Genomic DNA, 25961 nt, shown 5'->3' with positions numbered 1-25961 from the left:
TTGACTCGTATGGTCAAAACGATCGCCTTTCTCCTCGCCGCCGCCTCTTTCGCACTCGCTGACACCCAGACGCCCGCCTCCTACAGCGGCGATTTCGTGATCAAGGTCAACTACCGCTACCTGCTGAGCAAACCCGAAGGCTATGAGACCAATGCGAAGAAGAAATGGCCGCTCGTCATCTTTCTCCATGGGAGCGGCGAGCGCGGCAACGACCTCGAACAGATCAAAAAACACGGCCCGCCGAAACTCATCGCCGCCGGGCAGAAATTCCCCGCCGTCATCGCCAGTCTGCAATGCCCGCCGAATGAACTGTGGAATCCGCATGGCGTGAAGGCCGTCACCGATCATCTGATCAAAACCGAGCGCATCGACACGAGCCGCGTTTACCTAACCGGCCTCAGCATGGGTGGCTTCGGCACGTGGGAGACCGCGTTTGAGTATCCTGACACTTACGCGGCCATCGCGCCGGTCTGCGGTGGCGCTGGTGTGCGCTGGGTCACGGCGGAGCGCATCAAGCATCTGCCCGCCTGGATCTTCCACGGTGACAAGGACGGCGCTGTCCCGGTCGAAAACAGCCACAAGATCCACGACGCGCTCAAAAAGATCGGCGCACCGGTCAAACTCACGATCTATCCCGGCGTCGGTCACGACTCGTGGACCGCGACTTATGACAACCCCGAGTTCTGGAAATGGCTCTTTGAACAAAAACGCTCATGAAAATCCTCATCGCCCTTCTCGCAGCCACATCGCTGCATGCCCAAATCCTTCCCGGCACGAAGCCACTGGAGCCGAATCCTGATTTTTCCGCCACGATGGTCGCGGGCATCGACAAGATGGCGCTGCGGCTCATCGAGCAGTCGAAAGCAGGCCGCAAGCCGACGCGCGAGAAGCTCAAAGCCGCCATCGGCATCGTCGATGAGCGTGTGCCGTTCACCGCGCTCGAACTCGTCGGCGACACGGCCTCCCCTGCCCTGCTGCACGAGACGGAGCAGTGCCGCGTCTTCCGCGTGCGCTGGCCGGTGTTCGACGGTGTGTATGGCGAGGGCCTTTATGTGCAACCAAAGGCCAAACCGCATGCGCGGGTGATTTACCTGCCGGATGCCGACGGCACGCCAGAGAAGCTGGTGGACGAATGGCTGCTCACCACCGGCTGCGAAGTCGTCATTCCGGCGCTGGTGAGCCGCGGTTCCGAGTTCAGCACGAACGACAAGTATGGCGTGAAGACGAACTGCTCGCACCGCGAGTGGATTTATCGCCAAAGCTACGAGCTGGGGCGTCACCTCATCGGCTACGAGGTGCAGAAGGCGCTTTCCATCGTGGATTGGTTCAAGGCGCAGCCGGCGCAGGTGCCACTGCTCATCGCCGGCATCGGTGAAGGCGGCATGCAGGTCCTGCACGCCGCCGCCATCGACGAACGCATCGACAGCGTGTACTCGATGGGCTACTTCGCGCCGCGTGAAAGCGTGTGGCAGGAACCGATCGAGCGCAACGTCTTCGGCCTGCTGCGTGATCTGGGCGATGCGGAGATCGCCAGCCTCATCGCGCCGCGTCCGCTGGTGTTGCAGCACTTGTTTTATCCGAACCGTGTCGTCTCGATGGAGGCGGCAAAAGGCGCGCGCTCCATCGCCGCTCCGGGAAGACTCTCCGCGCCGGATTTGGCCGCGTTTGAGGCCGAGGTCGCCCGTGCGAAGCAGATCGCACCCACCAGCCGCATCCTCGCGGCCACGCAGGAGACGAACAACGATCAGATCATCCGACACTTGCTGCCCCAGGCCTCTGCCGATGCCGCGCTCAAGTCCCTGAAAATCACCGGAGCCACCATCACGATCAAACCGGACGCCACACGCCAGAAGCGGCTCGTACGCGAGCTTGAAGCCTTCACGCAACGGCTGCTGGTGACCACCGAGATGGAACGCAAGGCGCAGTTCTGGGACAAGCTGCCGCTCAAGTCGCTGCCGGAGTATAAAACCCACACCGCGAAGGAGCGCGACCGCTTCTGGAACGAGGTTATCGGCCGCCTGCCGGACCCGAATCTGCCGATGAACGCGAAGAGCCGCTTCGTGCGCGAGACGGACAAGGTCGCCATCTATGAAGTCACACTCGATGTGTGGGACGATGTCTTCGCCTGGGGCTGGCTGTGTTTGCCGAAGGATCTCAAGGAAGGCGAGAAACGCCCCGTCGTCGTCTGCCAGCATGGATTGGAAGGCATCCCGGAGGACACCATCACCATCGACGAGACGAACCGCGCCTTTGGAGCCTACAAGGCCTTCACGCTGCGCCTTGCAGAGCAGGGATTCGTCACCTTCGCGCCGCACAACCCGTATCGGGGCATGCACGCCTTCCGCACGCTGCAGCGGAAGCTCAATCCGCTCGGCCTCACGCTCTACAGCGTCATCAACGGCCAGCATCAGCGCATTCTGGAATGGCTGAAGGCGCAGCCCTTCGCGATTCCGGAGAAGATCGCCTTCTACGGCCTCAGCTACGGCGGCAAATCCGCCATGCGCACGCCTGCGGTGCTCACGGACTACTGCCTGAGCATTTGCAGCGGCGATTTCAACGAATGGGTGCGCAAGTGCGTGAGCACGGACATGCCGATGAACTACACGCACACCCACGAGTATGAGATCTGGGAGTGGAACATGGGCCGCACCTTCAACTATGCCGAGATGGCCGCCCTCATCGCGCCGAGGCCCTTCATGGTCGAGCGCGGCCACAATGACGGCGTCGGCATCGACGAATGGGTGAACTACGAGTTCGCCAAGGTCCGCCGCCTCTACAACAAGCTCCTCATCGGCGACCGCACGACCATCGAGCACTTCGACGGCCCGCACACGATCCACGGCGTGGGGACGTACCAGTTCCTGAAGGAGAAGCTGGGTTGGAAGTGATCGGCCGGAGGGTTGCAATCCCCGCATCGTCCGCTAGGCTCGTGGCGTAACCCCAACGCGCATTATGCAAACACCCAAAATCACCGCTTACCTGAAAACTTACTGTGGCTGGAGCGAAGGCGTCCGCGCCATCTTCCGCAAATACGGACTCGACTACGAAGAGAAGGACATCATCAAAAACCCCGCCTTCCGCTGGGAGATGGAACAAAAGAGCGGCCAGCCGTTGTCCCCCTGCGTGGAAGTGAACGGCACGATGCTCGCCGACATCAGCGGCGAGGAAGTGGAGCGCTGGATGACCGAAAACGGCCTCCTCAACCTGAGTGATGCTCCGGCTGACGCTCCGACCAATTCCGCCTGCACGGACGCCCAACACGCCGCCATGGCGGCAGGACAGATCGGCACGCTCAAGTTTGTCGGTTGAATACCCATGAGTCCTCGTCTTCTCCTCGCCGCGCTGGTCTTCACGCTGGCTGCCTGCAACACCGTTTATTACGCCGCCTGGGAAAAGCTGGGCTACGAGAAGCGGGATTTGCTCAAGAGCGCGGTCAAAGCCGCGCGTGGCGAGCAGAAGGAGGCGGGCGAGGAGTTCCAAGATGCGCTGACGCAGCTACAAAAGCTGACCGGCTACAGCGGCGGCAATCTTGAAAGCGCCTACAACCGCTTCAAAGGCGAATACGAGGACTGCGAGGCCCAGGCCACGGCCGTGCGGGACGAGATTCGCGAAGTGGACACGGTGGCACGGGATTTGTTCCGCGAATGGGAGCGTGAAATCCGTCAGTATGAGAGCGCCTCACTCGCCACCGACAGCCGTCGCAAGCTGGCGGACACACGAAGTCGTTTTGAGCAGCTTTCCAATTCGCTGCACGCGGCTGAATCGACCATGGAACCTGTCTTGCGCCAGTTTCGCGACCAAGTGCTTTATTTGAAGCACAACCTGAACGCCGCCGCCGTCGGTTCCCTGCGAGGCAAGGCAGACAACATCCAGGGCGACATCCAGCGCCTGCTGGCGCAGATGAATCGCTCCATCGCCGAGGCAGATCGGTTCATTCAGACGCTCTGATCAAGGAGTGGGGCCATCCTGGTCCCACCACCGGGGACAAGATGTCCCCGCTCCTTTCAAGGCCGTGCCGCAATCGACAGCTCGATGATGCGCGCGCACAGATCAGGAAACTCGATGCCCACAGCCTTCGCGGCTTTCGGCAGCAGACTGCTGCTCGTCATGCCGGGAATGGTGTTGATCTCTAGAACGAAGGGGGCTTGATCGCTGTCACGCAGCATGACATCGACGCGGCCATAGACTTCGGTGCCGCAGGAGCGGAAGGCTTTCAGCGCGGCATCTTGCACGGCCTTCGTCACCTCGGGGCTGAGATCGGCGGGGCAGTTATAATTCGTTTTGCCGGTGCCGCCCATCCATGGGTACTTGTTGTTGATGTCGTAGAAGCCTTCGAACGGCTCGATGTGGATGATGGGCAGCACCTGATCGCCGAGAATGCCGACGGTCAGCTCTTTGCCGGCCACATAGTCCTCGACCAGCGTGTCTGTGCCGAACTTTTTCGCGTCTTCAATCGCGGCGTCGAACTCATGCTGATGATGGCAGATGTGAACGCCTACGCTGGAGCCTTCACGCGGCGGTTTGACCACGAGCGGGAAGCCAATCGCGAGCCGCTGGCTGCCATCAAGCAGATAAGTCTGCGAGCGCGGCGTCGGCACACCGGCGGCGATGAAGCGTTCCTTACTGAGCAATTTGTCGAAAGCCACACGGCTGGTTTCGACACCCGCACCAGTGTAGCGGATACCTCGCTGATCCAAAATGGCCTGAATCTGGCCGTCTTCGCCAAAGGTACCGTGAATCAGGTTCATGGCGATGAAGGTGTCCGCCGGAACCTCAAAGTCCGGCCCGGTCACGTCGATCTCGTTGACGATGGCTCCTTTGCTGCGCAGCGCCTCGGCGACGCTCTCGGCGGTTTTAAGCGAGACTTTCCGTTCGGAGCCTGGGCCACCCATGAGGAGGGCGATCTTCTTGTTCGTGAGGTCGAGCATGGTCCGCAGATATGGAATGTGGCGGCTGGATTGGCAAAGGAATCCTGCCAGAGTTCGCGCCATGAAATCGCGCCAGCTCCTGATTGCCGCTTTGCTGCTTGCCCAAACCGCCAGCGCGGCGGATTTCGATCTCCTCATCACAAATGCGCTGATCGCCGACGGCAGCGGAGCGCCGCTGGTCACGGGCAGCATCGCCGTGAAGGGCGGAAAAATCGTCGCGGTGGGTCAAATCGAAGGCACGACGGATCAAATCATCGACGCGCGTGGAAAAGTGGCCGCGCCGGGTTTTATCGACGTTCACACGCACTCCGAGGACATCTGCCTCATTCCGGCGGCGGAGAATTTTCTGCGCATGGGCGTCACGACGATCATCACCGGCAACTGCGGCCATTCGCGGACCGATGTGGCGAAGTTTTTCGCGGAAATCGAGGAATCGAAGGTCACCCTCAATGTCGCCACGCTCATCGGCCACGGCTCCGTGCGTGAGCAGGGCATGAGCGGCAGCTTCATCCGTGCGCCGAACGCGGAACAGCTCGCGGTGATGAAAGGACTCGTCGATCAGGCGATGAAGGATGGCGCGGTAGGACTGAGCACCGGCTTGATCTATGTGCCCGGTTCTTTTGCCAAGACTGAGGAACTCATCGAACTGGCGAAATCCGCCGCCGCGCACGACGGCATTTATGTCAGCCACATGCGCTACGAAACCGTGCGCATCTTCGACGCGCTGGATGAGATCATCCGCATCGCGAAAGAGGCCAAAATCCGCGCCGAAGTTTCTCACATCAAGCTCTCCGGCCCCACGGCCTGGGGCAAGGCTGCCACAGTGCTCGCGGTGCTCGACAAGGCACGCGCCGAGGGTTTGCAGATCACGCACGATCAATATGCCTACACCGCCTCCAGCACCGGCCTGCGCCAGACCTTGCCTGACAGCGCTTTGGAAGGCGAACGCGAGGATTACCTCGCCCGCATCGCTGATCCGAAGCAGAAGGCCGAAATCATCGCCAAGATGGCCGAGATGCGCACACGGCAAGGCCGCAAGGATTACAGCTACGCCGTCATCGCCCGCTGCAAGGCCGATCCCACGCTCAACGGCAAGACGATTCCTGAAGCCGCGAAGATGAAACGCGGTTCAGACACTCTCGACGATCAAATTGAGTTCATCCTCGATCTTGAGGCCCAGGGCGGTGCCAGCGCCATTTTCCACGGCATGAACGAGGATGATTTGCAGACCTTCCTGGAGCATCCGCTCACCATGATCGCCAGCGACGGCGGTCCGCGTCGCCTTGGCGAGGATATGCCGCATCCGCGCAGCTACGGCAACAACGCGCGTGTGTTGGGCCGCTACGTTCGCGAGTTAAAACTGCTCAGTATTGAGGAAGCTGTGCGCCGCATGACTTCCCTGCCCGCGCAGACGTTTCGACTCAAAGATCGCGGCCAGCTCAAAGCGGGAGCCTTTGCCGACATCGTGATCTTCGATCCCGCCAAAGTGACCGATCCCTCCACCTTCAACGACCCGCACCACCACGCTGAAGGCTTCAGTGAAGTAATCGTGAACGGCGGCGTGGTGATACGTGATGGCAAACTGACCGAAGTGCGCAGCGGCGGCCCCTTGCGGCTCAAATAGCCGCGAGCACCCACTCACCGATTTTTTTCGCGGCTTGATCGTTCACTGCGGCTTCGGTCTGGCATTCCTCGGGTGAATAATCACCCCGGCGGGCGATGCGTCCGGCCTTCCAGACGTGGACCTCACGCGGATACGGCCCGACCTTGCGTGGATCGCTCCAAGTATGGATGCCGAGGGTCTGCGGATTGACGGCGGCGGCGATGTGCATGGGACCGCTATCGACGCTGATGCAGAATTTTGCCTGCCGCATGATCCAGATCAGCTCCGGCAATGAGGTGCGGTGGCTCCAGTCGTGAAGGTGTGCACCGGTGGGGCGGGTTTTGTCGTCCGTCATGCCGGCGAGGACAACGGGATGCGGCGCCAGGGCATCGCAAAGCGCCTGCAAAGCGGAGTTGGAGAGCGATTTGCCCACCCCACGCGACCAAGGGTGCAGCGCGATGAAGCCAGACAGTGATTCCGGCCAGCCTGCGGGCGGTGTGCCGGGCGTGAGTTCAAAGGTGATGTCTTCCGGCTCGATCTGGATGCCCAGGGCACGCGGCAGCTCCAGGTAGCGGTCCACCGCATGCGCTCCGGCATCGACGGGCACGGTGTGGTTGTAAAACCAGTGGGTACCTTCACGCGCATCCGAAAGACCGACGACATACTGCGACCCACGCCAACTGCTCGCGAGGCCGCTGCGAAGCAGGCCTTGGAAATCGAGCACGATCTCCGGCTCCTCACGCGGCAGGCACATCCAGGTGCGCCGCCAGTTCCAGAAACGCAGCAGACCGACAGGGCCACGAAACGTTTTGCGAGGGAACGGGATGACCTCGTCGATCAGCGGGCTGCCTTGCAGGATCGGCATCCATTCGGTGTTGGCGAGCCAGCGGATCTTCAGATGCGGATGCGCGTCACGCAGCGCCTTCACAGCGGGCAAAGTGTGGACGATGTCGCCGAGGGAGCTTGGCTTGATGATGATGGCGCTGCGAAAATCTCGGAGGCTTGGCAGTGCGGCGTGCATGCGGGGAAAAGGTCAAGGGATGATCAAGGAGTCAAGCTGCGGTCAAGATATGCGCGGTTTGCCATAGCAACCTCTTGACCCCTTGACCGGCGCAGCCTTGACCAGCTCCCGACACCTCATTTCCCCAAGGCAAGTCGATCAGCAAGCAGCGAGGGCAGACCCGCGGCGCGGATTTTTGCCTGCGCGGTTTCGATGTCGTATTCGAGGCGGCGGATGGTGATCGTCTGCGCCTGCACATCGTAGATGGCATAGGCGGCGCGCCAGTCACCGTCGCGCGGCTGGCCGACGCTGCCGACATTGACAAAATACTTCACGCCGCGCTGGATGATGACATCGGTGCCACGGGCGGCTCGGACGGCGTCGTCCTTTTCAAAGATGCGCGGCACATGGGTGTGACCGTAGAAACAGACCTGGGTGAACTGATAGCTGAAGCTGGCCATCGCGTCGAAGCGATTGGTCACATAGCCCCAGTTGCCGGGGGAATCGAGCGTGGCGTGGACGATGGTGAAATCACGCACCTGGCGTACGAGTTTCAGGTCGCGCAGCCACTGACGCTGCTCCTCGCTGAGCTGCTGGCGGGTCCAGAGTAGGGCGTTCTGGGCCAGGGGGTTCAGTTCTTCGAGCGTGCTCTCGCAGGCGGCACCCTCGTCGTGGTTCCCTCGCACCACCGGACAGCCCAGATCCTGCACCGTTTGCAGGCACTCCACCGGATTGGCCGCGTAGCCCACGATGTCGCCCAGGCAGACGTAATTGGAACACCCCTGCTCCTGGGCGTCCCACAGGACGGTCTGCAGGGCTTCCAGGTTGGCGTGAATGTCTCCGAAAATGGCAAATTTCATCGTCTAGGTTGGTCGGCGATAGCCCATCTTCGGGACATGCGCAGGGAAATCAAGCATTTCGGCATCCGAAGCCGCCGCACAGGGTCAACGCAGACTCCGCAGGCTTGTTTCCACCAAAGAACAGGGCGGATCACCCGATCCGCCCCTTTGCATTTGAGAAGGTACCAACAGCCAGAAGGAACACCTCTTTGAAATTTGCGACTGAACCGTCTCCAGTTCGTTGTCTGGTGGGATGATGCCACAGTTCAAAAACAATGCGTCAGGGGCTCGTAAATGAGTTGTAAGCTGGTTGTAAACCAAGCTTTAGACCCCTGTCTTCAGCCGCTCGTAATACCGAAACTCCAGACCTTCGGACTGACCGGTGATTTCCTTGAGGCGGAAGAGATGCTCGAAGGGCGGGAGCAGGACATCGCCTTCGTAATCTTTGGTGATGAAGGTCAGGTGGAGGCCGTCGCACTGGGGCAGCAGCTCTTCAAACACGCGGGCGCCGCCGATGACGAAGACGGTCTCGGCAGCGCCGCAGACCTGGGGCAGCTCGGAGACATCGCGGATGACGGTGACGCCTTCGCGAGGTGCCATCGTGCGGCTGAGGACGATGTTTTGACGACCGGGGAGCGGTTTGCCGATGGAGTCGAAGGTGGCGCGCCCCATGAGGATGGGATGACCGAGGGTGGTGCGCTTGAAGAATTTCAAGTCCTCGGAGTAATGCCACGGCAGTTTGCCCTCGCGACCGATGACGCGATTGGCGGACATGGCGACGATGGCGATGAGCCGGGGCATTTTACCAGAGGTCGATGGGCTGGTGCGGCTCGGGGCGGATGATTTCGGTGCCGGGGATGGTTTCGGTGAAGCGGCGGGTGAACCACATCTGGGCGGGCTCCTCGCCGTGGACGAGGAGGAGCTTCTTGGGCTTCACTTTTTCGATGTACTCGGCGATCTGCTCGCGCGAGGCGTGGGCGCTGAGGTCGAAACTCTCGACGCGGGCATTGAGCGCCACGGCGGGGAGATCTTTGGAGAGCTTGATCATGGTGCCGGGCGCGGCATTGCGGATCTTGTAGCCAGGGGACTCGGGGTCGGTGTAGCCGACGAAGCAGAGGGTGTTGCGCGGGTTATCGAGGAACTTCTGCGCGAAGATGTTGGAGACGGTGTGCTCGGTCATCATGCCGCTGGAGAGGGCATAGAGCGTGCGCGGGCTGGAGATCATCTCCTGGCGCTTTTTGCTCTTGCGCGGCACGAGCATCTTCATGTCCTCCAGCAGGCGGAAGCCTGGGTAGCTGCGGCGGCTGCGCGAGGCGTAGTGATCGTAAAGGACGGTGATCTTGGTGCTCAGACCGCCGATGTAGAGCGGCATCTCGGGGATGAGACCTTCCTGATGCAGCTCGTGCAGCATGAGCATGACCTCCTGCGTCTTGCCAAGGGCGAAGACGGGAATCATCACCGCGCCACCGGCCTCGTGCGTGTCGCGGATAACACCGGCAAGGCGTTCCTTTTCGGCCTTGCGGGAGAATCCTTCGGGACGGGCGTAATCACCGCGCGTGGTCTCGGCGATCATGACGTCGATGCCGCTGGTGGGGAAATCGGCGGCGCGGCAGATGGTCTGCGCCTCGAAGTTCACATCACCGGTGTAGAAGAGAGTGTTGCTGCCTTCGCGGACCAACACGCCGGTGGAGCCGAGGATGTGGCCGGCATCGAACAACGTGGCTTCCAGATTGGTGTCGGGAATCTCGAAGGAGCGGTCAAGATCGCGATACATCCACTGGGCGCGGATGTCATCGAGCTCACGGTGCGTGAAGAGCGGGTACTCGGCGATGCTTTCCTCCTCGCGCTGCTTCGTCATGACGTTGACGGAGTTGTGCAGCATGGCGGAGGACAGCTCGCCGGTGATCTCGGTCATGAGGACCGGCGTGTTCGGCTGCTTGCGCTGCAAAACGGGCATGGAGCCGATGTGATCGTGATGCGCGTGGGTGATGATGACCGCATTGGCCGACTTGTGCGGCAGCGGGCCGAAATCTGGCAAGGCGTCGAACCCGGCGCGTTTAGGGTGCATGCCGGAATCCAGCACGACACGATGATCCCCGGCTTCGAGGAGGTAGGAATTGGCGCCGATCTCGCGTCGGCGCGTCAGGTTACGAAAACGCATTCAGGTGGGGTAAAAGGGAGGCCGACACTAGGGGCTTGAGGGCGGCATACAAGGGCTATTTACCCTTCACACGGCCAGCGACTCTAGCAAAGAGCGCCGAGGCCGCCAGCAGGGCCGCAGGCAGGGTCGGCGGGCACCAAATGAGGGCGGACTGGAAGGCGAGGAAGCAGATGACGAGCCCGGCAAAGATAAACGCGGCTCCCCGCAGCAGCGCTTTCCTTTGGGGAACGCGCAGGACAAGCCAGAAGCCAGCCAGGGCCGCCACAATCCAAATCACCCACTGCAACAGCCCAGAGAGCAAATGAATGCGCGGCATGGCGAGCACTTGAGCGAGCGCCTGGGCATGCACGCGGGCCAGACCACCCGATGTGTCGTCATCGGTGCCAATGACAAAAACTTTGCCGGGGCCACGTAGATTCATCTTGTCCTGCACAGTCAGCGCATCGGCCATTTCCACCGTCATCAGGTTGAGCGCATCGACCTCGGGAATGGTTTGTTTGGCATTCAAGACAAACTCACCTGCGGGCGAGAGCGGCACAAAGCCCCCGTTCGCCAGATACGCGCCCGCTCCGGGCCCCAGCAGCAAACGATGGGTGGCGTAAGGCGTGCTGGAAACACGCGCCATGGCCTGCGCGAGCACGGTGGGACGCAGGCGACCGCCTTCCTGTAACGCGTAGGGCAGGAGCGTGCGGTCCTCATCCTTGCGCGTGAAGGTGATGCCGATCTCGGCCTGCCTGCGCAACAGCTCGTCCGGCGCGGTGATCAAAGCTCCCAAAGCAGGCACTGCATCAAACTCAGCGCTGAATTTTTCGAAGCGCGGCAGCGCATCATCGAGTCCGCCGAGAAAAGCAGGTGAATTGGCACCCGTCGCAAGCTGCGCCTCGACACCCAGCACCGTGCTGGGAAAGGGCATCAAGGCCTCTGCGGCCTCACGAACAAACTCGGGCGACGGGCTGCCCCACATCAGTGTTTCGGGGATCACGAGCACCGCCGGGTCGAACGGCTGCAAGCCTTTGAGCACCATCTGCCAGTCCAGCGGACGTGGCGGCCAGCCAGCGTACTCCTCCTTGTCCGCCACGCGCATTTTCACCAGCACGACGGGCTTTTCGACAGATGGAGACGCCTTTTCAAAACGATCCCGGGCGTTGGCAACGAGGAAGTCGAGAAACAGCTCGTCCACACGCTGAAACCGACCGGCCTGATGCTCGCGATCCAGCCACCAGCCGAGGCTGGTGAGAATGACGAGCAGGATGAAGGCGCGGATCATGAGTTTCGCGAAAGCTGCTTGGAAAAACGTCTCCTCATCCCCTCCCCCTCCTCAATGAGGAGAGGGAAACTGCCTCAGACCGCCCGACTAGGCGGCATTGGTGCTGGGAACCTCGGCGGGGGCATCGTCACGCTTGTCAGCGGCAAACTTGAGACGCTTCGACTCCTCATCGAAGGAAACCTTCACGATGTCGCCATCGCGCACGTCGCCACGGAGGAGATGCTCGGCCAGCGGGTCCTCGATGTTCTTTTCCACGGCACGGCGCATCGGACGCGCGCCATACTGCGGATCGAAGCCCTCTTTCATGAGGAACTCACGAGCGCTGTCGTCCAGCGTGATGTGGATGTTCTTCTTCTTGAGGCGGGCGACGACCTTGGCGACCTCGAGATCGACGATGACGTTGAGCTGGGTCTTTTCCAGCATCTGGAACACCACGATGTCATCCAGGCGGTTGAGGAACTCGGGTTTGAAGAACTTCTTCGCGGCCTCGTTGATCTTGCCCTTGATGCCGGCGTTGTCGGCGCTGTCCTGCTGCATGGCCATGAAGCCAAGGCTGGTCTGGCGCTTGATCTGCTCAGCACCCACGTTCGAGGTGAGGATGACGATGGTGTTACGGAAGTCGATCTTGCGGCCGAAGTTGTCAGTAACCTGGCCTTCTTCGAGAATCTGGAGCAGCAGATGCATCACATCCGGGTGCGCTTTTTCCACTTCGTCGAAGAGAATGACCGAGTAAGGACGACGACGCACGGCTTCAGAAAGCTGGCCGCCCTCTTCATAACCGACGTAGCCGGGAGGAGCGCCGATCAGACGGCTGGCGGTGTGCTTCTCCATGTACTCGGACATGTCGATCTGGATCAGCGCCTCGGCGGTGCCAAACATGAACTCGGCGAGGTTCTTCGCGAGGAAGGTCTTGCCGACGCCGGTGGGGCCAAGGAACAGGAAGGAACCGATCGGACGACGCGGATCCTTCAAATCGGCACGGGAACGACGCAGGGCCTTGGAGATGGCGATGACCGCTTCGTCCTGACCGATGACCTTGCTCTTGAGCTCGGATTCCATCTTGAGAAGCTTCTCGGCCTCCGCGGTCTCCATGCGCTGAAGCGGGACGCCAGTCCATTTCGAGACGACGGACATGATGTCCTCCTCGGTGACATCGACGATGCGCTCGTGGCTGTTGGCGCGCCAGTGTTCCAGCACGTCGTCGTAGCGCTTCTTCGCGTTTTTCTCGCGGTCACGCAGGTGCGCGGCTTTTTCGAAGTCCTGCTCCTTGATGGAGCCTTCTTTCTCAAGGCGGATTTCTTCAATCTCGGCCTCGATGCCCTTCAATTCGACCGGGCGGGTCATGGCTGCGATGCGGGCCTTCGAACCAGCCTCGTCCATGATGTCGATGGCCTTGTCCGGCAGGAAGCGGGCGGGCAGGTAGCGTGAGCTGAGGTTCACAGCGGACTTGAGCGCTTCCTCACTGTACTTGGCCTTGTGGTGCAGCTCGTATTTGCCGCGCAGGCCGAAGAGAATCTTGATGGCATCCTCGACGGAAGGCTCCTCGATCTTCACGCTCTGGAAGCGGCGTTCGAGCGCGGAGTCCTTCTCGATGTATTTGCGATATTCGTTCAGCGTGGTGGCACCGACGCACTGCAGCTCGCCACGGCTGAGCGCTGGCTTGATGATGTTGCTGGCATCCATCGCGCCTTCCGCGCCACCAGCACCGACGATGGTGTGCAGCTCGTCGATGAACAGGATCACATTCTTGTTGCGGCGGATTTCATCCATGACCGCCTTGATGCGCTCCTCGAACTGGCCGCGATACTTCGTGCCAGCAACCATCAAAGCGAGGTCGAGGGTGATGACGCGCTTGTCGCGCAGGATTTCAGGCACGTTGCCCGCTGAAATTTCCTGGGCGAGACCTTCAACGATGGCGGTCTTGCCAACGCCGGCCTCGCCGATGAGCACGGGGTTGTTCTTGGTGCGGCGGCAGAGAATCTGGATAACGCGGGCGATTTCATCCGCGCGGCCGATGACCGGGTCCATCTCGCCCTTCTGCGCGAGTTCGGTCAGATCACGACCGAAGGCTTTGAGGGCCGGGGTTTTCTCGTTCTTCTTCTTGTCGCTCGCAGGCGTGTTGCCGCTGGGGGAGACGGGTTCGCTGTCCTCGTCTTCTTCCTCGCTTTGGGAGGTGAAGTTGGGATCAAGCTCCTTCAAAATTTCGCTACGGGCCTTGTCGAGGTTCACTTCAAGATTGCGCAACACCTGAGCGGCGACGCCTTCGCCCTCGCGCAGCAATCCAAGCAGGATGTGTTCGGTGCCGACGTAGCTGTGGTTGAGCGCCTTGGCTTCTTTCGAGGCGAGGGCGAGTACCTTCTTCACACGCGGCGTGTAAGGAATGTTGCCGACCATCTTGGTCTCCGGGCCGGAGCCGACCTGCTGCTCGACCTGCATGCGCACGGTTTCGAGATCGAGACCGAGCTTGGTCAGCACATTGACGGCGACGCCCTGGCCGAGCTTGATGAGGCCGAGGAGCAGATGCTCGGTGCCGACGTAGTTGTGATTGAAGCGGTCGGCCTCCTTGCGGGCGAGGGCCAGAACCTGTTGGGCGCGTGGGGTGAAATTATTCATCATTGGGGGCGGAGGGCGGACCTCCTGGGGTTGATTGAGATGGGGGAAAGCTACCCGGGCCGTCGATGGATTGCAACCGTGCGCGGGTGATTTCGGCACGCATGCTGTCACGCTCTTCCGGAGACAATTCACGCGCAGCATTGAGCTGCAAATGCGCAGGCTGGATTTCCAGCAGCATCATGTCGATGAGGCTGCGGTCGCAGTTGCCCACGAGATCGAGATCAGCGCCGAGGCGAAGCATGGAAAGCAGGTTCAGCGCCTCTTTGGAGGACAAGACGTGCGCGTAACGCAGGATGGCGAAAGCGCGACCCACCTGGTCCTGCAACATGGTCTGGTGGTCTTCCTTGAGCTTGGCGCGGGCGTTCTGCTCGGAGCGCACGACGCCTTCGATGACTTTTTCGATCTGCGCGATGATCTCAGGCTCCGCCTCGCCCAGCGTGTGCTGGTTGGAAATCTGGAAGAGATTGCCCAGCGCCTCGGTGCCCTCGCCGTAGAGGCCGCGCACGGCCAGACCTATCTTGCCAACGGCCTTGATGACGGGATTGATCTGCTCGGTCAAAACGAGCGCCGGCAGGTGCAGCATCACGGAGGCGCGCATGCCGGTGCCGAGATTGGTCGGACAGGCGGTCAGGTAGCCTAGTTTCGAGTCAAAGGCGAAGGGCAGCGCGCCTTCCAGCTCGGTGTCCACACGGTCCACCAACTCGTAGGCGCTGTGGAGGTTCAAACCGGGCCGAATCCCCTGAATGCGGAAATGATCCTCCTCATTGATCATGATGGAGATGCTCTGCTTGCGATCCACCACGACCGCGCAGCCGCTGGAGCGTGCCGCATGCTCACGGCTGACGAGATGGCGCTCCACGAGCACCTGTTTGCGGATCTTGCTCAGTTCGGTGTAATCCTCGCTGTAGCCGTCGCGCATCTCGGGCAGTTGCTCGACCACGGGACGGACCTGCTCAAGCAAATCCACGCGCTGGCGCTCCTGGCTGAAGCCGGGGAACGGAAATCCGCGCAGATTGCGCGCCAGACGCACGCGCGAGGTCATGACGATGTCGGAATGCGGTCCCGCACCCTTCATCCAGTCGGCGGGGTTTTTGATCAATGTGGCGAAGCGCATCATTTGGTGGGAGCCTTGGTCTGCAGCCGCTCGATCTCGGCCTTGAGTTTCGCGGCATCTTCGTAACGCTCCTCTTTGACAGCCAGATCAAGATCAGCGCGCAATTGGGAGACCTCCGCAGGCTGCGCCGGCGCGGGAACAGGCATAGGAGCCGCCGGAGGCGGTGCGGGCGGTTCCTCGCGCACCACATTAGCGCGCTGACGCGGCAGAAGTTGTGGCGCGCTGCCGCCAACGCTCGACGGCCGCTTGCCGACATGGCGCGTGCCTTTGTGCATGTTCCGCAGCAGGCCGTCCAGGCCTTCGCGGAAGGAGTGGTAACATTCCGGGCAGCCCATGCGGCCGATCTTTTTGAGCTGCGAGGCGGTGAAGCCGCAGGCGTTGCAGACGACCTCCATCGAGTCCTCGGAGCGCTGGGAGGGCGACAGAAACGCCTCCGCCAGACCGAAGCCGGTCTCCTCGGTCACTCCCTTGGCCTTCGAGCAACTTTCACACAGATTCACCGTGGTCATCTGACCGTTGATGATCTGGGTGAGGAAGACCGAGGCCTCATTCTCGCATACGTCGCATTTCATGGGTTCAAACTGGGCTGCTTTCGTGCCATATGACATGATACGAACGGCAGTCGGTACTGGTTATGACAGGTATTTCTCCGCGTCAACCAATGCCCTGCCCCGCCAGCCATTCGTCCAGCTCCGCCTGCATCTGCGCATGCTTCGCAAAGCTGTAGTGAAATGTCCGAAAACCCAGTCGATTGGCGGTCTCAATGTTCGCCTCCAGGTCGTCGATATAGAACGTGCGGGCCGGGTCGAGATCGAGCTGGGTGATGGTTTGGTGGAAAATCTCCTCCCCCGGTTTCGAGCAGCCGGCTGAATACGAATACACGCCGCCCTGAAATGGCCGAAAGATGTCAAAAGTGCGCAGAAAATAATCTTTATGCAGGCCACTGGTGTTTGAGAGCAGATACATCGGCAGTTTGCCCGCCAGCGCTGTCAGCGTGGCATGCATCGGCTCGTTTTGTGTAAAAATCTCGCACCAGATCGTCTCGAACTCCTGACGGGAGCCACGAAAACTCGTGACCGCCATCCCCTCGCGCACAAACGTCTCATCATTCATGCGACCGTCCTCGTACGGCCCCTTGATGTCCTCAAACAAGTTCAGCACCGTCTCCGCCGGATGATCGCACCGCTCCGCCAGCCGACGGGCGGCGATGCTGAAGTCGAAGTCGATGAGAACTTTGCCGACATCGGAGAGAAGAACAGGCTGGGGCATGGTTTGAGATAAAGCATCATCGCGAGGCTTTCCAAGTCACTGTTTCGACCACAAATCTCCGCAGAACAGCACCACTCCGGCCCAGATCAGTCCGAACGACACCATCGCGGCGGCGCTGACTGGCTCGTGATAAACCAGGGCACCCACAAGAAACTGCCCGGTAGGTGCCAGGAACTGCAACACGCCAAGCAACGCGAAGGGAAGCTGCCGCGCCGCATGCGCAAAGCCGAGCAGTGGAATCGTCGTGATGATGCCGAGGCCGATGATGAGCAGCAGATCATGTGTCGAGGCCGTGCCCCAGATGGAAACCCCGTTTTGCTGGCTCCATGCGAGATACGCGACGGCAATCGGAATGCCGACGAGTGTTTCGACGCCCAGTCCTGGCAGCGATCCCAGCGGTGAGCGACGCCGTGCAAGACCGTAGAGCGCAAAACTGACCGCCAGCAGCAGCCCGATCCATGGAAAGCGCCCCACGAGCACGAGCTGCGTCACCACACCACACGCTGCGGAGGCGATGCTGAGCTTTTGCAGACGAGAAAGACGCTCGCCCAGCAGGCGGCTGCCGATGAGCACGTTCAGCAGCGGATTGATGAAGTAACCGAGGCTGCAATCAATGATACGCCCGTGCTGGGCCGACCAGACAAAGACGCCCCAGTTGATGGCGAGCAGGAACGCGGACCAGGCATGCGCCCGCAGCAGCTTCGGCTTCCTCAGCGACTTCATGAAGGCCGCCCACTCGCCCCGCAGGATGAGCAGCGGCAGCACCGTGGCCATCGTCCACATCACGCGCTGCGCCAGTGCCACATCACTGCCAAGATGGCCGATCTGCTTCCAATACACCGGCAGCACACCCCACAGCCCAAACGCGATGACAGCGCTCAGGACGGCGGCGGCATGATTCTCTCGGGACATGGGTGACATTTTTGCCATGTGGCGGCATTGGCACGCTCGACGCGTTGACCCGGCGGCACAAATTTCAATCATACGGCCATGCAAGTTTACCGCCGCCTGCCGTTTCCCGACCTGCCTCCACGCAAGCGCTCACGCGTTCACTGGCCCAAGATCCTTTCGATCGTCGTGCTCGGCTTCACCCTCATGCTGGTGTTCCGGGCCGTTCGACAGCCCGGCATCACCGCCATGCCCCAAAACACAGCCCCATCACTGCCCGAGAAGAAGCAGCTCAAGTAGTCCTGCGGCTGTACAAAATCAGCACCGCTGCCACAACGCCAAGGGCGGCATTCAGCGCCCACAAAATCAGTGGGTGATGATCATACAGCGGCATGCCCAGCGCGGAGCTGGCCGTGTTCCCCGCGCACCACGCGAAGCTGAGAAAGCCGACGTACCGCCCGCGCATGTCGTCCGGCGCTAGACTGGCCGAGTAGGCCTGCTGACGCGAAAACGCAGACATCTCACCGATCGTGAACACGACCATCATCAAGACAAATGCCGTGAGCGATCCGCTGACGAGAAATGTGAGGAAGCTGGCTCCCATGAGGATGTAACCGAGTGCCAGCACCTGCTTCACCGGCCACAGGCGCAACCCGGCGGCCAGCGGCACCTCAAACAGGCAGATCATCACGCCATTCATCGCCAGCACGAGACCGCAGAGATGCAGCGAGAGGCCGTTGCGCTCGAAGTGCAGCGGAAAGGTCGTGTTTGTCTGCCGGAAGATCCACGCGATGCAGACGCAGGCCGCGAACAACGCGAGAAACGGCTTGTTGGCCCGGATGGACTGCCACGCATGCCCCCAGCCCGCGTGTTCACGCGCCGTCTTCCGCCCACGCGGTAAAAACAGCCACGCAATGACGCCAAACACGGCCGACGTGGTCGCATCGACCACAAACAGCCAGAAGAACGAGTGCTCGGCCAGGAAACCGGCCGTCGCTGGCCCGAGTGACCACGCCAGATTCACCGCGAACCTTTGCACCGCGAAAGCGATGACGCGATGCTCCGGCGGCACGATGTCCTGCACCAGCGCCGCGCTGGCCGGACTTCCGGCCTCGGTGATGATGCCCGTGATGAAAGCCAGCAGCGCCAGCATGCGCCAGTCAACCGCCTGCGACATGGCGAGCATGCACAACGCGCCCGCAAGCGACGAAGCCGCCATCGTGATGTTCCGCCCCAGGCGGTCCGCCATCCAACCGCCGATCCAGGCGGCGGCAAAACCGCCCAGCGAGTAAGCCGCCACCGCCAGCCCGGCCTGGGCGGCGGAGTTGCCGTTCCGCGTGATGAACAGCGCCAGGAACGGCACGACGAACACGCCGAACCGGTTGACGAACGTGGCTCCTACGAGAACCCAAAAGGGCCTTGGCAGGAGATAAAGCTGGGAGAACAAAGACATGGTTGGAAACTAAAAAAGTGGTTCATGGAAAGTGGGAAGATGAGCAGGAACGCAAAACGGGCCGGCTCGTGTGAGCCGGCCCGTCGAAGGCTTGGAAGGTTGCTGTGTTCGTTTCGGATTACAGGCCTTTGCTCACAATGTATTTCACGAGATCGACGACTCGGTTGGAGTAACCCCACTCATTGTCGTACCAGCTCACGAGCTTGAAGAACTTGCTGTTCAGCTCGATGCCGGAACCGGCGTCGAAGATGGAGCTGCTCTGGTCATGAATGAAGTCGGTGCTCACCACTTCATCGCTGGTCCAGGAGAGGATGCCCTTGAGGTAGGTCTCGCTGGCCTTCTTCATGGCGGCGCTGATTTCCTTGTAGCTGGTTTCCTTCTCCGTCTTCACGGTGAGATCGACGACGGAGACCGTCGGCGTCGGCACGCGGAAGGACATGCCGGTGAGCTTGCCCTTCACTTCCGGAATGGCAAGGCCCACGGCCTTGGCAGCACCGGTGCTGCTCGGGATGATGTTGATGGCGGCGCTACGGCCACCTTTCCAATCCTTGGCGCTCGGGCCGTCCACGGTTTTCTGCGTGGCGGTGTAGCTGTGGATGGTGGTCATGAGGCCTTCAGCGACGCCGAAACCTTCCTTGAGCAGCACATGCACCACAGGAGCGAGGCAGTTCGTCGTGCAGGAGGCGTTGGAGATGACGTGATGCTTGCTGGCATCATACTTCTCATGGTTCACTCCCATGACGACGGTGATGTCCTCTTCCTTGCCAGGAGCGGAAATGATGACCTTCTTCGCGCCAGCATCAATGTGGCCCTGGGCCTTGCTGCGCTCGGTGAAGAGACCGGTGGACTCGATCACGATGTCCACGCCGAGTTCCTTCCAAGGAAGCGCGGACGGACCCGCACGGACGGCGAGGCATTTGATCTCGTTGCCATCGACCACGAGGATGTCGTCTTCGGCGAGGTCAGGGCTGCTCTTCTTGGAGAAAACGTTCTCACGAGCCTTGCCCTGGGTGGAGTCGTACTTCACGAGGTAGGCCAGGTTGTCCGCAGGGACGAGGTCATTCACGGCAACGACCTGGATCTCCTTGCCCAGGAGGCCCTGATCACAGATTGCGCGAAAGACGAGGCGGCCGATGCGCCCGAAACCATTGATGCCGATTTTGACCATGTTATTTGAGGTAGTTTGGATTTTTGAGGGCGGCAGGATTACCGCCGGGGGGTGGGGGTGTCAACCCCGTTGGCAGCAGGATTCAGGCCGCCGAGATGACTGGTTGCGGGGATCTCGACACTTCTTAATGATAATCAAATGGCATCTCCAAAAGCCCCCGACCTCACCCTGCGCCTCCGTGAAAACGCCTGGATCGGAGATGCCGTGCTCGAACTCTACGTCCGCAGCCACATCCTGCGTCAGCAAGGCAAAGTCGATGCCGAGATGAAAACACGCTTCACTTGCAATCAATTCCTATCCTGCCACGGCAATCCCACCGCCGTCGAAGCCGACATTGGCGTCATCTACCAACGCGAAGGCCTCGAAGCCGCCTTCACCTGGATTCGAGACACTTTGGAGCCGCTGTTCGTGAAACAAGAAGCCAAACGCAAACGTCTGGGCAAATAGGCGCTCACACCCGCTGCCCCAACGCCTTCAGCTTTGCTTCGCCCTCGCTCCACGGCACGTCATGCGGCAGTCGCTTCGTCGTTGCCGCAAGTGCCGCCGTCACTCCCGCCGCCTCGCCCATCGCCACGGAGTTGCCGGTGACGCGGTAGCTCGCATGCGCGATAAAATCGCCGCTGATGTTGCGTCCGGCCATCATGAGGCCGTCAACATCCTTCGCGATCAGCGCACGCAGCGGGATGTCATATGGCTTCACTTTCACACCCGCATTGTGGTATGCGGCCGTTTTGTTCGCCTCCTTGCTCAGCGCGTGGATGTCCACCGGGAAAGTCGGCCGCACGACCGCATCGTCATAACGAGCGCCAGCGATGAGATCGTCTTTGTTCACCGTGTAACGTCCCGCAATGCGACGGCCGTCGCGCACGCCGATCTGTTCTGCGGTGGCGGCGATTTGCAGGCCTTCCCACGGACCGCCGAGCTTGCGCAGGCCGTTCACGATCTTGTGCATCTCCGCGCGCGCCATCACGGTGGCCTCAGTGATCTTCGCAGCATCGAAGCACGGAACTCCGTATTGATGGTTCATCATCACCAGCAGCAAATTGTCACGCACCTGAAACAGCGTCGGTTTCGCATAAGACGGAAAATGCCCCGTGCGCTCGATCTCAGCCTTGAGCGTGTCTTTGGCGACATTGTCGGCCGTGCTCGGGTCCGACTTGTGAATGAACGCCTCCAGTGCCGCCGCATCTTTGCAAACCAGCAGCGCATTGAGCGACATCGGCTGGCAGGGACATGAATCGGACTCGCCAAACTCAAACTCACAGCCCGCCAGTGCTCCGAGATCGCCATCGCCGGTCGTATCGATGAAAACCGGTGCCCGCCACGCCTGACGACCGCTTTTGGACTCGGTCACGATGGTCGTCAGCCTGCGCCCTTCGCGATACGCCGCCGCCGCTCGCGTGTGCAGTTGGAACTTCACGCCGGCTTCCACAAACATCTCCTCCAGCAGCAGCTTCATGCCCTCCGGCTCGTAGCAGATGCTCTTCATGCTGGTGCCACGGCGCATGTCGCGCTCATCGAGACGCTTCAGGAGTTCCTGATTGAAGCCTGGCTTGTCGAAATCAAGCAAGTAGCCGAGCAGCCCGGCCGTCCACACGCCACCGAGACAACCACGCCATTCAAACACGCGCACCTTGGCTCCTGCCCGCGCCGCCGTGATCGCCGCAGCGATGCCTGCAGGACCTGCGCCGCACACGATGACGTCCACGTCCTCCACGAGCGGCAAATCCTTCGCCGGTTCATGGAACTGACCCGCAATCGCCTTCTCCACCTCGGCTGCCGACATCACACCCGGCGTGACGAGCGCCCCGGAAAATGCGGCACGGAGGAAGGAACGGCGTTTCAGGTCGTTGGAAGTGGTCGGAGTGTCCATGGTGAAAAGAGTCTGTCTCAAATCGCCTTTGGACACCATTCTTTTCGCCCATGCGGTTCCTCCTGTTCATCACCCTCAGCACCACGCTTCTCGCCAAACCGCCCACCATTGAGGCGGGTCGGCAGCATTGGGCCTTTCAGCCGCTGAGCATCGCAAAGCCGCCCGCCGTGAAAAACATCGCGTGGCCGAAAAATGATGTGGATCGCTTCATCCTGGCCGAGTTGGAGAAAAACGGCCAATCCCCCGCTCCCGAGGCTGATCCCGCCACCTTGATCCGCCGCGTGACGCTCGACCTCACCGGTCTGTTGCCCACGCCTGAGGAAGTCACCGCTTTTATGTCAGACATGTCCGACTCGTCCGACAAGTCTGACGTCTATTCAGCCCTCATCGACCGCCTTCTCCAAAGTCCGCACTACGGCGAGCGCTGGGGCCGCCACTGGCTCGATCTCGCACGCTACGCAGACACCAGCGGCACGCACAACGACCTCGACCGCCCCCACGCCTGGAAATACCGCGACTACGTCATCCGTAGCTTCAACGACGACAAACCCTACGCCCGCTTCGTCGCCGAACAGATCGCGGGCGATGAAATCGACGGCGCGAACGAAGACAGCCTCATCGCCACCGGCTTCTGCCGCAATGGCACGAGCAACGACGACAACATGGGCAAGACCGACGACGCGCTCGCCCAATACCGCGCCGACCAGTTCGACGATGTCATTTCGACCACGAGCAGCGTCTTCCTCGGCCTCACCGTCGGCTGCGCCCGCTGCCACGATCACAAAACCGACCCGCTCCTCCAGCGCGACTACTACAGCCTGCTCGCCATCTTCAATGGCACCGAAAAATACGGCCTCGTCCCCGGCACGCAGGACAAGAACGATAAACGAATCAAGATCGACGAGACCGCGAAAGTCCACGCCCTCATCGAAACTAGCCCGCAGGTTCCCGTCACGCGCATCATGCTTCGCGGCAGCGCCTTGAATCTTGGAGGCGAAGTCGGGCCCGCCATTCCCACACTCTTCAAACCCATCCCCTTCCCCGCACCTGCCGCCAAGACTTCGCTGCGCCGCAAAACCCTCGCCGAATGGATCACGTCACCCGACAACGCCCTAGTCTGGCGTGTCATCGCCAATCGAATCTGGCAGCACCATTTCGGAAAAGGCATCGTCGCCTCCCCGAGCAATTTCGGCTTCACCGGTGCCAAGCCGACGCATCCCGAACTCCTTGATTACCTCGCCCATCAGCTCATTCAAAACGGTGGGCGCTTTAAAGCGCTGCACAAGATGATCCTAATTTCTGCTACCTATCGCCAAAGTCGTTCAACGCTTCAGCGCATGGAAGCCGAAGTCCTCCGCGACTCCATCCTCACCGCCAGCGGCAAGCTCAACCCAAAACTAGGCGGCCCCGGCATCAAACCACGCCTGCGGCCAGATCTCCTGCCCACCAGTCAGCGCAACAAATGGCCGCTGCTTCAAAAAGAAGGCCCTGAACAATGGCGGCGCAGCATTTACATCTACATCAAGCGCCAGCTTCTCATGCCCAGCATGGAGCTGTTCGACGCGCCCACCACCACCGACAGTTGCGCCCTGCGGCTCGACAGCACCGTGCCCACCCAGGCCCTCGTACTCATGAATGACGAGTTCGTTGAAGAACAAGCCGCCTTCCTCGCCCAACGCGCCGCCTCCGACACTCTCGAAAAAACTATTCAACACATGTTCATGCTCACGCTGAGCCATGAACCTTCCAAAGAGCGTTTGCAGCAGTCACTCGACTTCATCCAAGCCCGCGAGGCTACCAGCACACGCGATCAAGCCCTCGCCGATCTCGCGCATGTGATCCTCAACAGCAGCGAGTTTGTTTATATCCAATGAAACGCTATCAAGTTCGCTCAAGCGCCAGCTCCATCCTCGAATGGTCCCACGCCGAAACCCTGGCCGACTTCATCTTTCCCTGGGAAAGCCGCGAAGCACCGAAAACCGAGTTCCGGGCGCTTTGGGATGAAACCCACCTCCATTTCCGCTTTGACTGCCAGGATGACGACTTGGTGCTTCCCGATGGTCCCACAGCGAAGGATCGCGTGATCGAATCGGATCGCGTGGAGATCTTCTTCGCGCCTGATCTGAGCCTGAATCCATATTTTTGCCTCGAAATGTCTCCGCGTGGCGATGTGCTGGCTTACGAGGCCAGGTTCTATCGCGAGATGAACTGGGACTGGCGCTGCGAAGGCCTGCAAATCGACGCGCACATTGAAAACGACCATTACACCGTCAGCGGCAGCATCCCGCTCGACACACTGCGCCAGCTCAAGGTGCTGCGTTCACGCGAGATGCATGCCGGGATCTACCGCGCTGAGTTTCATCACATGGCTGATGGCACCGTTCATAGTGGCTGGATGCCGTGGGTAAATCCGAACACGGAACGACCCGACTTCCACGTGCCGACCTCGTTCGGTGTGCTGGAACTGGTGGACTGAGATCAGGCAAACAACGCTTTCACCAGCTGGCCGCGATCCGTAACCGGCACGGGGCGGTCGCCATCGAAGAGTTCTTTGGCGGGATTGATGCCGAGGTCAGCGAGGATGGTGGCGAAGAGGTCGGGAACACCGCAGGGGTTCTCGGCGGGCTTTTTGCACTCGTCGTCGGTGACGCCCCAGGCACCGCAGTGTTTCAATCCGCCACCGGCGAGCACGACACTGAAGGTGCTGCCTTGATGCCCGCGTCCGCCGCCGCCGTCGAAGGCTGAGGGACGGCCGAACTCAGTGTTCACGACGATCAGCGTTTTGTCGAGCAGGCCGTGCGCCTTGAGATCGGTGATGAGCGTGCTGAGCGCCTGGTCGAGATCTTGAATGAGGACGTGCTGCTTGAGCTGGCCCTGGTTGTGCGTGTCCCAGCCGGTGCCGTTGACGAAGTTGAGATTGTGCGAGACCTCGATGAAGCGTACACCGCGCTGGATGAGACGACGCGCCAGCAGGCAACGCTGGCCGAACTCGCTGCCGTAGGCGCTGCGTAGTTCGCCTTTTTCGGACTTCAGATTGAAGACCTCCATGAACTCGGGACCGGCGAGCGCCAGGCTCTCCTGCATCGCGGTGTCGTATTCGTTGAGGATGGGGCTGGTGCGCAGTTCCTTCGCGCTTTGACGCATGGTGCCGAGCAATTGCTCGCGGCGGCTTTGGCGCGGATCGAGGATGTGCTCCGGCCGCTTCAAACCGGCAGGACCGGCGTCAGTATCGAGCAGGTAGAGGAACCCTGCCTTCGCGCCGAGGAAACCGGGGCCTCGTGAGAAGTTCGGATAACCGATGAGCACATACGCGGGCACGCCCTCTGCCGCAGCGCCGCGTTCGCTGGCGATCATGGAACCGAGCGAGGGATACACGGTTGTGCCGCTGACGTTGCGGCCCGTGTGCATGCGATTCGAGGCGGCGGCATGTTCGTCGATGACATCATGGTTCACCGTCCGCATCGCGGTGATGTGCTCCATGAGCTTCGCGCAGCGCGAGAGATGCTCGGTGACTTTAACACCCGGCACGGAAGTCTCGATGCTCGGGTAGTAGCTGCCTGCCTTCTTCGCCTTCGGATCGCCTAGCGTTTTTGGATCCCAGGTATCCACCTGCGCGGCTCCACCGCCGAGCCAGATGTGGATGACATGCTCCGCCTTGCCCATGGGGAAGTTCGCCACATGCGCGGCCTCTTTGGCGAGCAGGGCGATGTCTGCATGGGATGCGAAGCCAGCAGCTCCGGCGAGTTTGAGAAGGGAACGTCTTTTCATGATGAAATCAGCTACTG

24 protein-coding genes are annotated in these 25961 nt (G+C 60.9%); 9 read left to right on the top strand and 15 right to left on the bottom strand.

Annotated features, from left to right (window positions below):
• Positions 1 to 9: 9 nt before the first annotated feature.
• The 4 genes from ACILSI_RS06640 (at position 10) to ACILSI_RS06625 (ending at position 3948) form a co-directional block, all read left to right on the top strand.
• Positions 10 to 717, top strand: coding sequence for a prolyl oligopeptidase family serine peptidase (locus tag ACILSI_RS06640; RefSeq protein WP_395721072.1), 708 nt, complete (start codon positions 10 to 12; stop codon positions 715 to 717).
• Positions 714 to 2888: an alpha/beta hydrolase family protein gene (locus ACILSI_RS06635; RefSeq protein ID WP_395721071.1), complete on the top strand. Its 2175-nt coding sequence runs from the start codon at positions 714 to 716 to the stop codon at positions 2886 to 2888. Before ACILSI_RS06640 ends, ACILSI_RS06635 begins: the two co-directional genes overlap by 4 nt.
• A gap of 64 nt (positions 2889 to 2952) precedes the next feature.
• Positions 2953 to 3309 carry a glutaredoxin family protein gene (locus ACILSI_RS06630; protein WP_395721070.1) on the top strand — a complete coding sequence of 119 codons (357 nt, stop codon included), beginning with the start codon at positions 2953 to 2955 and terminating at the stop codon, positions 3307 to 3309.
• Positions 3310 to 3315: 6 nt separating this feature from the next.
• Complete coding sequence (locus ACILSI_RS06625) at positions 3316 to 3948, top strand: DUF2959 domain-containing protein (protein ID WP_395721069.1); 633 nt, start codon at positions 3316 to 3318, stop codon at positions 3946 to 3948.
• Positions 3949 to 4004: 56 nt separating this feature from the next.
• On the opposite strand, the gene ACILSI_RS06620 is transcribed toward ACILSI_RS06625, so the two are convergent.
• Positions 4005 to 4928 carry a D-alanine--D-alanine ligase gene (locus ACILSI_RS06620; protein ID WP_395721068.1) on the bottom strand — a complete coding sequence of 308 codons (924 nt, stop codon included), beginning with the start codon at positions 4926 to 4928 and terminating at the stop codon, positions 4005 to 4007.
• Positions 4929 to 4989: 61 nt separating this feature from the next.
• Here ACILSI_RS06620 and ACILSI_RS06615 point away from each other — a divergent pair, with 61 nt between their 5' ends.
• The gene (locus tag ACILSI_RS06615) at positions 4990 to 6552 is read left to right on the top strand and encodes an amidohydrolase family protein (protein WP_395721067.1); all 1563 of its coding nucleotides are present in this window, start codon (positions 4990 to 4992) and stop codon (positions 6550 to 6552) included.
• Here ACILSI_RS06615 and ACILSI_RS06610 read toward each other — a convergent pair.
• The 10 genes from ACILSI_RS06610 to rarD all read right to left on the bottom strand — a co-directional run bounded on the left by ACILSI_RS06610 (position 6545) and on the right by rarD (position 17706).
• Complete coding sequence (locus ACILSI_RS06610; RefSeq protein WP_395721066.1) at positions 6545 to 7552, bottom strand: glycosyltransferase family 9 protein; 1008 nt, start codon at positions 7550 to 7552, stop codon at positions 6545 to 6547. The genes ACILSI_RS06615 and ACILSI_RS06610 overlap by 8 nt on opposite strands.
• Positions 7553 to 7668: 116 nt before the next feature.
• Positions 7669 to 8391 carry a metallophosphoesterase family protein gene (locus tag ACILSI_RS06605; RefSeq protein ID WP_395721065.1) on the bottom strand — a complete coding sequence of 241 codons (723 nt, stop codon included), beginning with the start codon at positions 8389 to 8391 and terminating at the stop codon, positions 7669 to 7671.
• A gap of 303 nt (positions 8392 to 8694) precedes the next feature.
• Complete coding sequence (locus ACILSI_RS06600) at positions 8695 to 9171, bottom strand: dihydrofolate reductase (RefSeq protein ID WP_395721064.1); 477 nt, start codon at positions 9169 to 9171, stop codon at positions 8695 to 8697.
• A gap of 1 nt (position 9172) precedes the next feature.
• Positions 9173 to 10531, bottom strand: a complete 1359-nt coding sequence (locus ACILSI_RS06595) for an MBL fold metallo-hydrolase (protein ID WP_395721063.1) — start codon at positions 10529 to 10531, stop codon at positions 9173 to 9175.
• Positions 10532 to 10586: 55 nt separating this feature from the next.
• Positions 10587 to 11798 (bottom strand): hypothetical protein, encoded by a 1212-nt coding sequence (locus tag ACILSI_RS06590; protein WP_395721062.1) that lies wholly within the window; start codon positions 11796 to 11798, stop codon positions 10587 to 10589.
• Positions 11799 to 11885: 87 nt separating this feature from the next.
• On the bottom strand, positions 11886 to 14411 hold the full coding sequence (locus ACILSI_RS06585) for an ATP-dependent Clp protease ATP-binding subunit (RefSeq protein WP_395721096.1): 2526 nt from the start codon (positions 14409 to 14411) through the stop codon (positions 11886 to 11888).
• Positions 14404 to 15528: a protein arginine kinase gene (locus tag ACILSI_RS06580; RefSeq protein WP_395721061.1), complete on the bottom strand. Its 1125-nt coding sequence runs from the start codon at positions 15526 to 15528 to the stop codon at positions 14404 to 14406. The genes ACILSI_RS06585 and ACILSI_RS06580 overlap by 8 nt, the downstream gene beginning before the upstream one ends.
• Positions 15525 to 16097 (bottom strand): UvrB/UvrC motif-containing protein, encoded by a 573-nt coding sequence (locus ACILSI_RS06575; RefSeq protein ID WP_395721060.1) that lies wholly within the window; start codon positions 16095 to 16097, stop codon positions 15525 to 15527. The genes ACILSI_RS06580 and ACILSI_RS06575 overlap by 4 nt, the downstream gene beginning before the upstream one ends.
• Positions 16098 to 16179: 82 nt before the next feature.
• Positions 16180 to 16794, bottom strand: coding sequence for an HAD-IA family hydrolase (locus ACILSI_RS06570; RefSeq protein ID WP_395721059.1), 615 nt, complete (start codon positions 16792 to 16794; stop codon positions 16180 to 16182).
• A gap of 36 nt (positions 16795 to 16830) precedes the next feature.
• Positions 16831 to 17706 carry an EamA family transporter RarD gene (gene rarD / locus ACILSI_RS06565; protein ID WP_395721058.1) on the bottom strand — a complete coding sequence of 292 codons (876 nt, stop codon included), beginning with the start codon at positions 17704 to 17706 and terminating at the stop codon, positions 16831 to 16833.
• Between the two features lie 78 nt (positions 17707 to 17784).
• Here rarD and ACILSI_RS06560 point away from each other — a divergent pair, with 78 nt between their 5' ends.
• Positions 17785 to 17982, top strand: coding sequence for a hypothetical protein (locus tag ACILSI_RS06560; RefSeq protein WP_395721057.1), 198 nt, complete (start codon positions 17785 to 17787; stop codon positions 17980 to 17982).
• Here the strand turns inward: ACILSI_RS06560 and ACILSI_RS06555 are convergent.
• Positions 17975 to 19135, bottom strand: a complete 1161-nt coding sequence (locus ACILSI_RS06555; RefSeq protein WP_395721056.1) for an MFS transporter — start codon at positions 19133 to 19135, stop codon at positions 17975 to 17977. The two genes, ACILSI_RS06560 and ACILSI_RS06555, sit on opposite strands and share 8 nt — an antisense overlap.
• 118 nt (positions 19136 to 19253) lie before the next feature.
• Entirely contained in the window at positions 19254 to 20303 is a 1050-nt protein-coding gene (gene gap, locus ACILSI_RS06550; protein ID WP_322282832.1) for a type I glyceraldehyde-3-phosphate dehydrogenase, read from the bottom strand.
• A gap of 138 nt (positions 20304 to 20441) precedes the next feature.
• Here gap and ACILSI_RS06545 point away from each other — a divergent pair, with 138 nt between their 5' ends.
• Positions 20442 to 20750: a hypothetical protein gene (locus ACILSI_RS06545; protein WP_395721055.1), complete on the top strand. Its 309-nt coding sequence runs from the start codon at positions 20442 to 20444 to the stop codon at positions 20748 to 20750.
• Between the two features lie 4 nt (positions 20751 to 20754).
• On the opposite strand, the gene ACILSI_RS06540 is transcribed toward ACILSI_RS06545, so the two are convergent.
• Complete coding sequence (locus ACILSI_RS06540; protein ID WP_395721054.1) at positions 20755 to 22176, bottom strand: FAD-dependent oxidoreductase; 1422 nt, start codon at positions 22174 to 22176, stop codon at positions 20755 to 20757.
• Between the two features lie 50 nt (positions 22177 to 22226).
• Here ACILSI_RS06540 and ACILSI_RS06535 point away from each other — a divergent pair, with 50 nt between their 5' ends.
• Positions 22227 to 24050, top strand: a complete 1824-nt coding sequence (locus ACILSI_RS06535; protein WP_395721053.1) for a DUF1549 and DUF1553 domain-containing protein — start codon at positions 22227 to 22229, stop codon at positions 24048 to 24050.
• Positions 24047 to 24652 (top strand): carbohydrate-binding family 9-like protein, encoded by a 606-nt coding sequence (locus ACILSI_RS06530; RefSeq protein ID WP_395721052.1) that lies wholly within the window; start codon positions 24047 to 24049, stop codon positions 24650 to 24652. Before ACILSI_RS06535 ends, ACILSI_RS06530 begins: the two co-directional genes overlap by 4 nt.
• A gap of 2 nt (positions 24653 to 24654) precedes the next feature.
• On the opposite strand, the gene ACILSI_RS06525 is transcribed toward ACILSI_RS06530, so the two are convergent.
• Positions 24655 to 25944 carry a DUF1501 domain-containing protein gene (locus ACILSI_RS06525; protein WP_395721051.1) on the bottom strand — a complete coding sequence of 430 codons (1290 nt, stop codon included), beginning with the start codon at positions 25942 to 25944 and terminating at the stop codon, positions 24655 to 24657.
• Positions 25945 to 25961 lie beyond the last annotated feature (17 nt).

Source organism: Prosthecobacter sp., assembly GCF_044232965.1.
Lineage (GTDB): Bacteria > Verrucomicrobiota > Verrucomicrobiia > Verrucomicrobiales > Verrucomicrobiaceae > Prosthecobacter.
Note: the sequence above shows the minus strand (reverse complement) of the source record. Positions and strands in the feature narration are given on the sequence as shown.

Bases quoted from the DNA above. Each gene is read 5' to 3' on its own strand.
- ACILSI_RS06600 (WP_395721064.1), bottom strand. From the start codon at position 9,171: ATGCCCCGGCTCATCGCCATCGTCGCCATGTCCGCCAATCGCGTCATC.
- ACILSI_RS06575 (WP_395721060.1), bottom strand. From the start codon at position 16,097: ATGAAATGCGACGTATGCGAGAATGAGGCCTCGGTCTTCCTCACCCAG.
- ACILSI_RS06630 (WP_395721070.1), top strand. From the start codon at position 2,953: ATGCAAACACCCAAAATCACCGCTTACCTGAAAACTTACTGTGGCTGG.
- ACILSI_RS06545 (WP_395721055.1), top strand. From the start codon at position 20,442: ATGGCATCTCCAAAAGCCCCCGACCTCACCCTGCGCCTCCGTGAAAAC.
- gap (WP_322282832.1), bottom strand. From the start codon at position 20,303: ATGGTCAAAATCGGCATCAATGGTTTCGGGCGCATCGGCCGCCTCGTC.
- ACILSI_RS06585 (WP_395721096.1), bottom strand. From the start codon at position 14,411: ATGAATAATTTCACCCCACGCGCCCAACAGGTTCTGGCCCTCGCCCGC.
- ACILSI_RS06560 (WP_395721057.1), top strand. From the start codon at position 17,785: ATGCAAGTTTACCGCCGCCTGCCGTTTCCCGACCTGCCTCCACGCAAG.
- rarD (WP_395721058.1), bottom strand. From the start codon at position 17,706: ATGTCCCGAGAGAATCATGCCGCCGCCGTCCTGAGCGCTGTCATCGCG.
- ACILSI_RS06625 (WP_395721069.1), top strand. From the start codon at position 3,316: ATGAGTCCTCGTCTTCTCCTCGCCGCGCTGGTCTTCACGCTGGCTGCC.
- ACILSI_RS06590 (WP_395721062.1), bottom strand. From the start codon at position 11,798: ATGATCCGCGCCTTCATCCTGCTCGTCATTCTCACCAGCCTCGGCTGG.
- ACILSI_RS06610 (WP_395721066.1), bottom strand. From the start codon at position 7,552: ATGCACGCCGCACTGCCAAGCCTCCGAGATTTTCGCAGCGCCATCATC.
- ACILSI_RS06580 (WP_395721061.1), bottom strand. From the start codon at position 15,528: ATGATGCGCTTCGCCACATTGATCAAAAACCCCGCCGACTGGATGAAG.
- ACILSI_RS06620 (WP_395721068.1), bottom strand. From the start codon at position 4,928: ATGCTCGACCTCACGAACAAGAAGATCGCCCTCCTCATGGGTGGCCCA.
- ACILSI_RS06530 (WP_395721052.1), top strand. From the start codon at position 24,047: ATGAAACGCTATCAAGTTCGCTCAAGCGCCAGCTCCATCCTCGAATGG.
- ACILSI_RS06535 (WP_395721053.1), top strand. From the start codon at position 22,227: ATGCGGTTCCTCCTGTTCATCACCCTCAGCACCACGCTTCTCGCCAAA.
- ACILSI_RS06540 (WP_395721054.1), bottom strand. From the start codon at position 22,176: ATGGACACTCCGACCACTTCCAACGACCTGAAACGCCGTTCCTTCCTC.
- ACILSI_RS06605 (WP_395721065.1), bottom strand. From the start codon at position 8,391: ATGAAATTTGCCATTTTCGGAGACATTCACGCCAACCTGGAAGCCCTG.
- ACILSI_RS06640 (WP_395721072.1), top strand. From the start codon at position 10: ATGGTCAAAACGATCGCCTTTCTCCTCGCCGCCGCCTCTTTCGCACTC.
- ACILSI_RS06635 (WP_395721071.1), top strand. From the start codon at position 714: ATGAAAATCCTCATCGCCCTTCTCGCAGCCACATCGCTGCATGCCCAA.
- ACILSI_RS06595 (WP_395721063.1), bottom strand. From the start codon at position 10,531: ATGCGTTTTCGTAACCTGACGCGCCGACGCGAGATCGGCGCCAATTCC.
- ACILSI_RS06570 (WP_395721059.1), bottom strand. From the start codon at position 16,794: ATGCCCCAGCCTGTTCTTCTCTCCGATGTCGGCAAAGTTCTCATCGAC.
- ACILSI_RS06615 (WP_395721067.1), top strand. From the start codon at position 4,990: ATGAAATCGCGCCAGCTCCTGATTGCCGCTTTGCTGCTTGCCCAAACC.
- ACILSI_RS06525 (WP_395721051.1), bottom strand. From the start codon at position 25,944: ATGAAAAGACGTTCCCTTCTCAAACTCGCCGGAGCTGCTGGCTTCGCA.
- ACILSI_RS06555 (WP_395721056.1), bottom strand. From the start codon at position 19,135: ATGTCTTTGTTCTCCCAGCTTTATCTCCTGCCAAGGCCCTTTTGGGTT.